Origin of the sequence: Aliarcobacter sp. (genome assembly GCF_041672065.1) — a bacterium.
Classification (GTDB): Bacteria; Campylobacterota; Campylobacteria; order Campylobacterales; family Arcobacteraceae; genus Aliarcobacter; species Aliarcobacter skirrowii.
This window is the reverse complement of sequence record NZ_JBAZAH010000001.1, coordinates 73662-82886: the sequence shown is the minus strand read 5'-3', so window position 1 is coordinate 82886 and position 9225 is coordinate 73662. Positions and strand designations below refer to the sequence as shown.

Genomic DNA, 9225 nt, shown 5'->3' with positions numbered 1-9225 from the left:
GATCTCCACCAATTCCAATACTTACAGGCATTTTTTTACCAGCTTTTTTATATTCATGGAAGAAATGATTACTATCTTTGTGTATTTGCCAATGCATTCCAAGAGTGTTATCAGGAAATACTTGAAGCCTATACATTCCTAAATTTTTAAGTTCACCATTTAAACTTTGAGTATAAACTTGCCCCATAGTAATAAAAGCTCCACCATCATCTTCCCAAGTTTTAATAACTGGCAAATCACTAAGTTTTGCATCAGCTCCTAGCTTTATAATCTCTTGACAAGAACCTTTACCTTTAATTTTTTTTGGAATTGTGTTTTTAAGTGAGAATAGCTTACCAATAGTTGAAAGTTTTTCACTAAATGTAACAGGTGGTTTTAGCTTTAAAAGTGATTCAATCTCATTTGCTATTTTATCGCCATCTCCAATAAATAGTTTAACCGCTTCTTCATTACAAAAAACATTCATTAATACAGGTTCTTTAAACTTTTTATTCTTTTTTCTATCAACTACATTTGTAAATAAAATTGCTTTTGAATCAGGTTTCTTAACCTCTACATAAGCAACATGAGGAATTTCTAAATTTATATCAAGTTCATCATCTATTATCTTTAAAAGATTGTGTTTTTTTAAAAGTTCAATAGCTTTTTTCATCTCTACCTCTACTTAAATTATTTTGGTTTTAACTTTAGCATTATATTTATTAATGCTATCTTTCATTTGTGAGAATTAATGTTATGTTTCATTTTGTATCAATTAAAATAGCTATTACTTTTTTTCACATATTAAAATTAGAAGCCGATTAATTGGGCTTTATAAAATATAAAAAGTTAAAACAAATCATATTTTTTTGCCTTTTTTACACACTAAAATATAATTTTTGTTCAAAAGTATAATAAATATTTGTTTACTTCATAAAATTTGTGTACAATCAAATTTGATTTTTAATTTTTGAACTAGGAAAAAAGATGTCAGCTGAAATAGTCTTATCTTCTGTAGTTTTTGTTGTAATAGGTTTGATACTAGCAGGTGTTTTTGTACTTACAAAATTCATAGGACCTAACAATAAAAACTCAGTTATAAAAAACAATGTTTATGAAAGTGGTGTTACAAATCCTATAGGAACAGCAAATGTAAGATTTTCTATTAAGTTTTATCTTGTAGCAATCTCATTTTTACTGTTTGATGTTGAAGTAATTTTTATGTTTCCTTGGGCTGTAAATGTTGTTGAACTTGGCTATGCGGGATTAGCTAAAATGTTCATCTTTATGGGATTACTATTTATTGGGTTAATCTATATTTATAAGAAAAAGGCTTTATCATGGGATTAGGAGTTGAGTCAAGTTTAGGTGATAATATACTTACAACAAAACTAGATGCTGCAGTTAATTGGGGAAGATCTTATTCGCTTTGGCCAATGGCATTTGGAACTGCTTGTTGTGGTATTGAGTTTATGGCAGTAGCTGCTGCTAGATATGATGTTTCAAGATTTGGTGCTGAGGTTGTAAGATTCTCTCCAAGACAAGCAGATTTACTTATTGTTGCTGGAACAATCTCTTATAAACAAGCTCCAATTTTGAAAAAAATTTATGAGCAGATGTGTGAACCAAAATGGGTTATATCTATGGGTGCATGTGCTTGTAGTGGTGGTTTTTATGATAACTATGCAACTGTTCAAGGAATTGATCAAATAATTCCTGTTGATGAGTATATAGCTGGTTGTCCTCCAAGACCTGAAGCTGTACTTGATGCAATTATGAGAATTCAAGAGAAAGCTAAAAACGAATCAGTTTTAAAAGATAGAGTTAAAGAGTATAAAGGATTTTTAGATGCTTAAGTGTGATTTATTAGTTGATTCAAAAGATTTAAGATCTACTCTTTTAAATTTAAAAAATAATCAAGATTTTACTATTCTTTTAGATATGACTGTAGTTGATTATCTAAAATTTCCTGACTCTACACCTTCTAGATTTGCAGTTGTTTATGTTTTAAGAAGCAGTGATTTTAAAAAAGAGACAACGGTAAAGGCTTTTGTAAGTGATGATACTTTGAGTGTTGAATCTGTTCATGATCTATTTTCTTCTGCAAACTGGGCTGAAAGAGAGGCTTATGATCAATATGGTATTAAATTTTTAAATCATCCAAATTTAAAAAGAGTTTTAAATCATAAAGAGTTTGTAGGGCATCCTTTAAGAAAAGATTACAAAATTACAGATGGACAAATAAGCAAAGAGACTGATGATTTAATGGATGAGATGACTCCTTTGTTAAAATCAAAAGGGTACTCTGATCAAGAGATTGAAGATTTAATGCTTTTAAATGTTGGACCATCACACCCAGCAAGCCATGGAACTATTAGAAACTTTTTAGCAATGGAAGGTGAAACTATAACAGCTTGCGTTACTGAGATTGGATATTTACATAGAGGTTTTGAAAAAGCTTGTGAGCATCATACATATTCTCAAGTAATACCTTATACAGATAGATTAAACTACTGTAGTGCAATTTTAAATAATATTGGTTGGGCAAAAGCAGTTGAAGAGATGTTAGATATTGAGATTACTCCTAGAGCAAAGATGATTAGAGTGATTATTGGTGAGTTAAGTAGAATAATTGACCATATTGTTTGTAATGCTGCAAATATGGTTGACCTTGGTGGATTAACAAGCCTTTGGTATCTATTCTCAGCAAGAGATAAAGCATATGATCTATTATCAAAACTTACAGGTGCTAGACTTACAAATACTTACACAAGAATTGGTGGATTAGAGTTTGATCTATATGATGGTTTTGCAGCTGATTTAGAAGATGTTTTAAAAGCTACAGAGAGTGGTGTTGATGATGTATTGTCGCTAATCGCACACAATAGAATATATCATGATAGAACTCAAGATGTTGGAGTTATTAAAGCTGATTTTGCTTTAGCAAATGGAATTAGTGGACCAAATTTAAGAGCAACTGGTGTTGCACACGATTTAAGAAAAGATAAGCCATATTATGGATATGAAAACTTTGATTTTGATGTAGTTGTTGGAAGTCATGGAGATGTTTATGACAGAATGATGTGTAGATTTGAAGAGATTACTCAATCAATTAAAATTATTAGACAAGCTATGAAAAATCTTCCAGATGGTGCAATAAATGTATATGCCCCAAATGCTGTTTTACCACTTAAAAAAGATGTTTATGGAAATATTGAAGGTTTAATGAATCAATTTAAGCTTACATTTGAAGGAATCATGGTTCCAAAAGGTGAATACTATAGCTCAACAGAGGCTACAAATGGTGAGTTGGGATTTTTTATTGTAAGTGATGGAAGTGGAAGACCTTATAAAGTAAAATGTAGACCACCATGTTTTTACTCACTTGCAGCTTATTCAAAAATTGTTGAAGGTACAATGCTTGCAGATGCTGTTATTACAATGGCTAGTTTGAATTTTATTGCTGGGGAGTTTGATAGATAATGAGTAGTTTTAAATATACACCGCAAAATGAAGAAAAATTTCAAGAGTATGTTTCAAGATATCCAAAAATTGACTCTTGTATGTTACCAGCACTTTGGTTAGTTCAAGAGCAAGAAGGTTGGGTAAGTCCTGAAGCTATGGTTTATGTAGCTTCAAGAGTAGGAAAAAGTCCTATGCAAGTATATGAAGTAGCAACTTTTTATACAATGTTTAACTTAAAACCAAAAGGTAAATATCATATTGAACTGTGTAAAACAGTATCTTGTATGCTTATGGGTGCAAGAGAACTTAAAGCTTATATAAAAGAGACTTTAGGGCTTGAACCTGGGCAAACAAGTGCTGATGGACTTTTTACTTTTAGTGAAGTTGAGTGTCAAGGTGCTTGTGGAGATGCTCCAATGATTGCATTAAACAATGTTTATCATGGAAAATTAACAAAAGAGAAGTTAGAGAAAATAATTTGGGAGTGCAAAAATGATAACTAAAATAGTAAGTAAAAATTTTGATATCCCAAATTCACACAAACTTGAAGTTGCCCTTGCAAATGGAAGATACTCTTCTATTGATAAACTTTTTACTATGAAACCAGAAGAAGTTACTGCTGAAGTTACAAAATCGGGGCTTAGAGGAAAAGGTGGAGGAGGAGCTGCTTGTGGACCAAAATGGGAACTTATGCCACCAGTTGATGGAAGACCAAGATATCTAATAGTAAATGGGGATGAGAGTGAACCAGGAACTTTTAAAGATAGACAAATTTTCCAATATGACCCACACCTTTTAATAGAAGGAATTATCTGTACTTGTTGGGCGATTCAAGCAAATCATGCTTATATTTATATAAGAGGTGAGTATAAGTTTTTTATTGATAGATTAAATGAAGCTATTCAAGAGGCTTATAAAGCAAAAATTATTGGTGATAAAATCATGGATAAATATGATTTTAAAGTTGATATTACAGTTCATAGAGGTGGAGGAGCATATATTTGTGGAGAGAAATCTGCACTTATTGAATCACTTGAAGGAAAAAGAGGACATCCAAGACTTAAACCTCACGGAAAAGAGTGTGAGTGGTTTTATGATAATCCAGCAACAGTAAATAATGTTGAAACTATATCATCTGTACCAAATATAGTTGAAAATGGAGCAGAGGGTTATACAAAATATGGTACACCAAAATCTCCAGGAACTATGCTTTTTGCAATATCAGGACCTGTTAAAAACCCAGGTGTTTATGAACTTCAATATGGAAATAAGATGATTGATTTCTTAAATGAAGTTGGTGGTGGGATGCCTGAAGGTAAAAAGTTAAAAGCAGTTATTCCAGGTGGAACATCATGTCCAATACTAACAGCTGAAGAAGTAGAAAAAGCTGTATTAGATTATGAATCAATGTGGGATATAGGTTCAACTTTAGGTACAGGAGGTATGATTGTAATTGATGATAGTGCATGTATGGTTGATGTTGCTAAAAATATTATTGAGTTTTATCATCACGAATCTTGTGGACAATGTACACCTTGTAGAGAGGGTTGTGGTTGGATTGATAAAATTATAAGAGATATATTAGAAGGTTGTGGAACTTCAAATGATCTACAAACTATTTTAGATGTGTGTGAAACAATGAATGGAAAAACAGTTTGTGTTTTTGCACCAGCTGTTAAAGATATTATTGCAAGTATTATTAAAAAGTTTAGAAGCGAATTTGACGCTTATATTAAAAATAATCAAAACTAAGGAGAACAAATGGCAAAAAATACAATGACTTTTACAGATAACAGAACTGGTAAATCTTATGAGTACAATATTATTGATGGTACAAGAGGACCAAGTGTTGTAGATATTTCTACTTTTTATAAAGACTCTGGAATGTTTACATTTGACCCAGGATATACTTCAACAGCGGCTTGTGAGTCAAAAATTACTTTTATTGATGGTGAAAACTCTGAGCTAAAATATAGAGGAATTGATATTGCTGATTTAGCTGGTAAACACTCATTCTTAGATGTATCATATCTACTGATGAATGGAAGATTACCAACAAAAGATGAGTCGAAAAATCTTGATTTAGAGATAAGACATAGATCTTTTGTTGATGAGGGAATTATTAGACTATTTGATGCACTTCCAGATGGAGCACACCCAATGGCAACAATGGCATCTGCAACAATGGCTCTATCTGCATTTTATAAAGATCATTTACATTTAGAAGATGAAGATGAGTATAGAACAATGCAAAATAGAATTATGGCAAAAATGCCTACAATTGCAGCAATGGCTTATAGAAACTCAATTGGAACACCACTAATTTATCCAGATATAAATAGATATTTCACAGAAAACTTCTTATATATGCTAAGAGCATATCCAGGTGGGAAAATGAAATATTTAGGAAATGGTAAAAATCAAGAGATTACTCAAATAGAAGTTGATGCACTTGATGCTATTTTAACACTTCATGCAGATCATGAACAAAATGCTTCTACAACAACAGTTAGAAATGTTGGATCAACTGAGGCTCATCCATATGTTGCAATAGCTTCTGGTATTTCAGCACTTTGGGGAGCGGCTCATGGTGGAGCAAATGAAAAGGTTATGGATCAACTAAGAATGATTGGTGATATTAAAAATGTACCTTCATTTATAGCTAAAGCAAAAGATAAAAATGATCCATTTAGACTTATGGGGTTTGGACATAGAGTTTATAAAAACAGAGATCCAAGAGCAGATACTCTAAGAGATTTACAAGGTAAATTAAGAGAGAAATTAAATCTTGATTCAAAACTTATTGATATTGCAACAGCAGTTGAAGAAGCAGCTTTAAGTGATGATTACTTTAAAGAAAGAGGTCTATATCCAAATATTGATTTCTATTCAGGAGTTATATTAACAGCACTTAAAATTCCAGTAGAGATGTTTACACCAATATTTGTTATAGGAAGAACTCCAGGATGGATTGCTCAATGGGCAGAGTTCAAAAGAGATCCAAAACATAAAATTGCTAGACCAAGACAATTATATACAGGTAAATAAATAATAAGGGGATATGAATTTATGGCTGATCAAGTTAGTATAACAATTAATGGAGTTCAATTTCAAGCTACTAAAGGTAGCTTGTTGATTGATAAATTATTGGATGAGAAAATCCATATCCCTCACTTTTGTTATCATCAAGCGTTGGGAAAAGATGGAAATTGTAGAATGTGTATGGTTGAAATAGAGGGTCAAAAAAGACCTCAAATTGCATGTGATACACCAATAAAAGATGGAATGGTTGTAAGAACAAAGGGTTCAAATATTGAAAAAGTTAGACGTGATATATTAGAACTTGAACTTATAAATCATCCAATTGACTGTCCTACATGTGACCAAGCAGGAGAGTGTAAACTTCAAGATTACTATATGGAATCTGGATTTTATGCTTCAAGAGTAAATCTTGATTATAAAAATAACGCAGACAAAAGAGTTGATTTGGGTTCAAATGTAATGCTAGATCAAGAGAGATGTGTTTTATGTCTTAGATGTGTGAGATTTTGTAAAGATATTACAAAAACAGGTGAGTTAGGTGTAATTAGTAGAACTGATCACTCTGTAATTGGAACTTTCCCTGGAAAGCCACTTAATAATCCTTATGCTATGAATGTTGTTGATTTATGTCCAGTTGGAGCATTAACAAGCAAGGATTTTAGATTTAAACAAAGAGTTTGGTTTTTACAAAGTTTTGAGGCTATTTGTAATGGTTGTTCGAAAGGGTGTAATATAAATGTAGATCATAGAAAAGAGAAATATAAAGATGATATGATTTATAGATTTAGACCTAGAGTAAATAAGGCAGTAAATGGTTGGTTTATGTGTGATGAGGGAAGATTGTCTTATCATAATGAATCAAATAATAGATTCGAAACAGCTTTAATAAATAATAGTGAATCAAACATTTCAAATACTATTGCAAATATCTTCAAAGAGTTATCTACTTCAAAAGATATTTTAATGCTTTTAAGTCCAAATCTATCTTACGAAGAGATGGCAAATTGTAAAAAATTGTGTGAAAAATTGAATATAAAATTAAGTGCTTACTCTCCAAATACTTATGATGAGAGTTTTGCTGATGATTATTTAAGAAAAGCAGATAAAAGTGCAAATAGAGCCTCATTTAAAGAGTTAAATATAGATGAAACTAAAGAGTATTTTGAATCAGCTTTAAATAGTTCAAAAACTATATTTATTATAGAAAATAGTTATTTTGAAAATAATTTAGAAGCATTAAAAGATAAAAAAGTAATATCTTTATTCTCTCATAACTGTTTAACAATAGCAAAATCAAATATAGCTTTAGGTGTTGCATCTTTTTATGAAAAAAGCGGTACATATATAAATTGTGATGGAATTAGACAAAAAGTTGTTTCAAAAATAGATAGAAATAAGCCTATGAAAACTATAACTACAATTATAGAAGATATTAAATATATGATTGAGAAGGGAACTATATGAGTAATACAATTATTATTCTAGTAAATATTATCTTAGCCGTAGTTCTTGCAGTTGGACTTACTCCTGTTTGGGTTTGGTGGGAGAGAAGAATTGCTGGATTTATACAAGATAGAAGTGGTCCAAATAGATGTAATATTGGACCTATGAGATTAGGTGGACTAATTCAAGCTTTAGCAGATATGTTAAAGCTTGTTTTTAAAGAGGATTTTACTCCAGCTCATGTAAGACATAAATTCTTTTTTACAGTTGCTCCTGTTGTTGTTTTTATGGCTTCTTTTCTTACATTTGCGGTTATTCCTTATGCTGATGTTTTAGTAATTGATGGAGAAGCTCATACAATGCAAGCAATTCCAACAGAACTTGGAATTATGTGGTTTTTAGCATTTGCAGGGCTTAGTGTTTATGGAATTATTCTTGGTGGTTACTCATCTGGAAATAAATATGGACTTTTAGGTTCTATTAGAGCTTCAGCACAAGTTATATCTTATGAAGCTGCAATGGGATTAGCTTTGATCTCTATAATTATCTCTTATGGTTCAATTCATCTAACTGATATGGTAAATGCACAAACTGGAACTTATCTTGGAGTTATTCCAATGTGGGGAATTTTTATTCAACCACTTGCTGCAATAATCTTTATAGTTTGTTCATTCGCTGAAACAAATAGAGCTCCATTTGACTTAGCAGAAGGTGAAAGTGAGATTGTTGCTGGATATCATACTGAGTATAGTGGTATGAAATTTGGACTTTTTCAAGTTGGTGAATATGCTGCTATGAGTGCTTCAAGTGCACTAATAGTAACTTTACTTTTTGGTGGATATCAAATCCCTTGGATGGATACAGCTTCTATAAAAGAGAATATTGATTATGTAATTATGGCATTAATTATTCTTCTTCCTATTAAAGTATTTATATTTACAAGATGGATGAAGAAAAATAATAAAGCTGTAGGAAGTGATAGAAGTAGAGAAAAAGAGACAAAAATTTTAACTTTTGTTTTCTGGACATTATGTTTAGGAGTTGTGGCACTTTTAGTTTCATTTTTAACAACAGGTCTTGGAGAAAATGGAGTAAATATTGCAACAGCAGTTATTCAAGTTGGAGTATTTTTAACAAAATTCTTCTTAATGGCATTTGTTTATATTTGGGTTAGATGGACACTATTAAGAGTTAGATATGATCAACTTCAAATGTTAGGATGGAAAGTTTTAATTCCATTAGCACTTTTAAATATAGTAATAACAGCAACATTTGTTGTGGTAATAGGAAATTAAT

9 protein-coding genes are annotated in these 9225 nt (G+C 31.1%); 8 read left to right on the top strand and 1 reads right to left on the bottom strand.

All coding sequences use genetic code 11. The features are described 5' to 3' along the window. On the bottom strand, window positions 1–652 hold a 652-nt coding region (locus WC168_RS00395), incomplete at its 3' end, for a UbiD family decarboxylase domain-containing protein (RefSeq protein WP_372616923.1). Between the two features lie 314 nt (window positions 653–966). On the opposite strand from WC168_RS00395, the gene WC168_RS00390 reads away from it, so the two are divergent. Genes WC168_RS00390 through WC168_RS00355 form a run of 8 tightly spaced genes read left to right on the top strand, consistent with a single transcriptional unit; the run spans window position 967 to window position 9224 of the window. Further along, the gene (locus WC168_RS00390) at window positions 967–1329 is read left to right on the top strand and encodes an NADH-quinone oxidoreductase subunit A (RefSeq protein ID WP_066160072.1); all 363 of its coding nucleotides are present in this window, start codon (window positions 967–969) and stop codon (window positions 1327–1329) included. Next, entirely contained in the window at window positions 1320–1835 is a 516-nt protein-coding gene (locus WC168_RS00385) for an NADH-quinone oxidoreductase subunit B (protein WP_066160075.1), read from the top strand. Before WC168_RS00390 ends, WC168_RS00385 begins: the two co-directional genes overlap by 10 nt. After that, window positions 1828–3462: an NADH-quinone oxidoreductase subunit D gene (locus tag WC168_RS00380; protein WP_372616920.1), complete on the top strand. Its 1635-nt coding sequence runs from the start codon at window positions 1828–1830 to the stop codon at window positions 3460–3462. Before WC168_RS00385 ends, WC168_RS00380 begins: the two co-directional genes overlap by 8 nt. After that, a complete protein-coding gene (gene nuoE / locus WC168_RS00375; protein ID WP_066350341.1) occupies window positions 3462–3947 on the top strand; it encodes an NAD(P)H-dependent oxidoreductase subunit E in 486 nt (161 codons plus the stop codon). Before WC168_RS00380 ends, nuoE begins: the two co-directional genes overlap by 1 nt. Then, window positions 3937–5196, top strand: a complete 1260-nt coding sequence (nuoF, locus tag WC168_RS00370; protein ID WP_372616917.1) for an NADH-quinone oxidoreductase subunit NuoF — start codon at window positions 3937–3939, stop codon at window positions 5194–5196. The genes nuoE and nuoF overlap by 11 nt, the downstream gene beginning before the upstream one ends. 9 nt (window positions 5197–5205) lie before the next feature. Continuing rightward, window positions 5206–6492 carry a citrate synthase gene (locus tag WC168_RS00365; protein ID WP_066350339.1) on the top strand — a complete coding sequence of 429 codons (1287 nt, stop codon included), beginning with the start codon at window positions 5206–5208 and terminating at the stop codon, window positions 6490–6492. Window positions 6493–6513: 21 nt separating this feature from the next. Next, entirely contained in the window at window positions 6514–7950 is a 1437-nt protein-coding gene (locus WC168_RS00360) for a 2Fe-2S iron-sulfur cluster-binding protein (RefSeq protein WP_066160089.1), read from the top strand. Continuing rightward, the gene (locus WC168_RS00355) at window positions 7947–9224 is read left to right on the top strand and encodes a complex I subunit 1 family protein (protein WP_066355781.1); all 1278 of its coding nucleotides are present in this window, start codon (window positions 7947–7949) and stop codon (window positions 9222–9224) included. Before WC168_RS00360 ends, WC168_RS00355 begins: the two co-directional genes overlap by 4 nt. Window position 9225 lies beyond the last annotated feature (1 nt).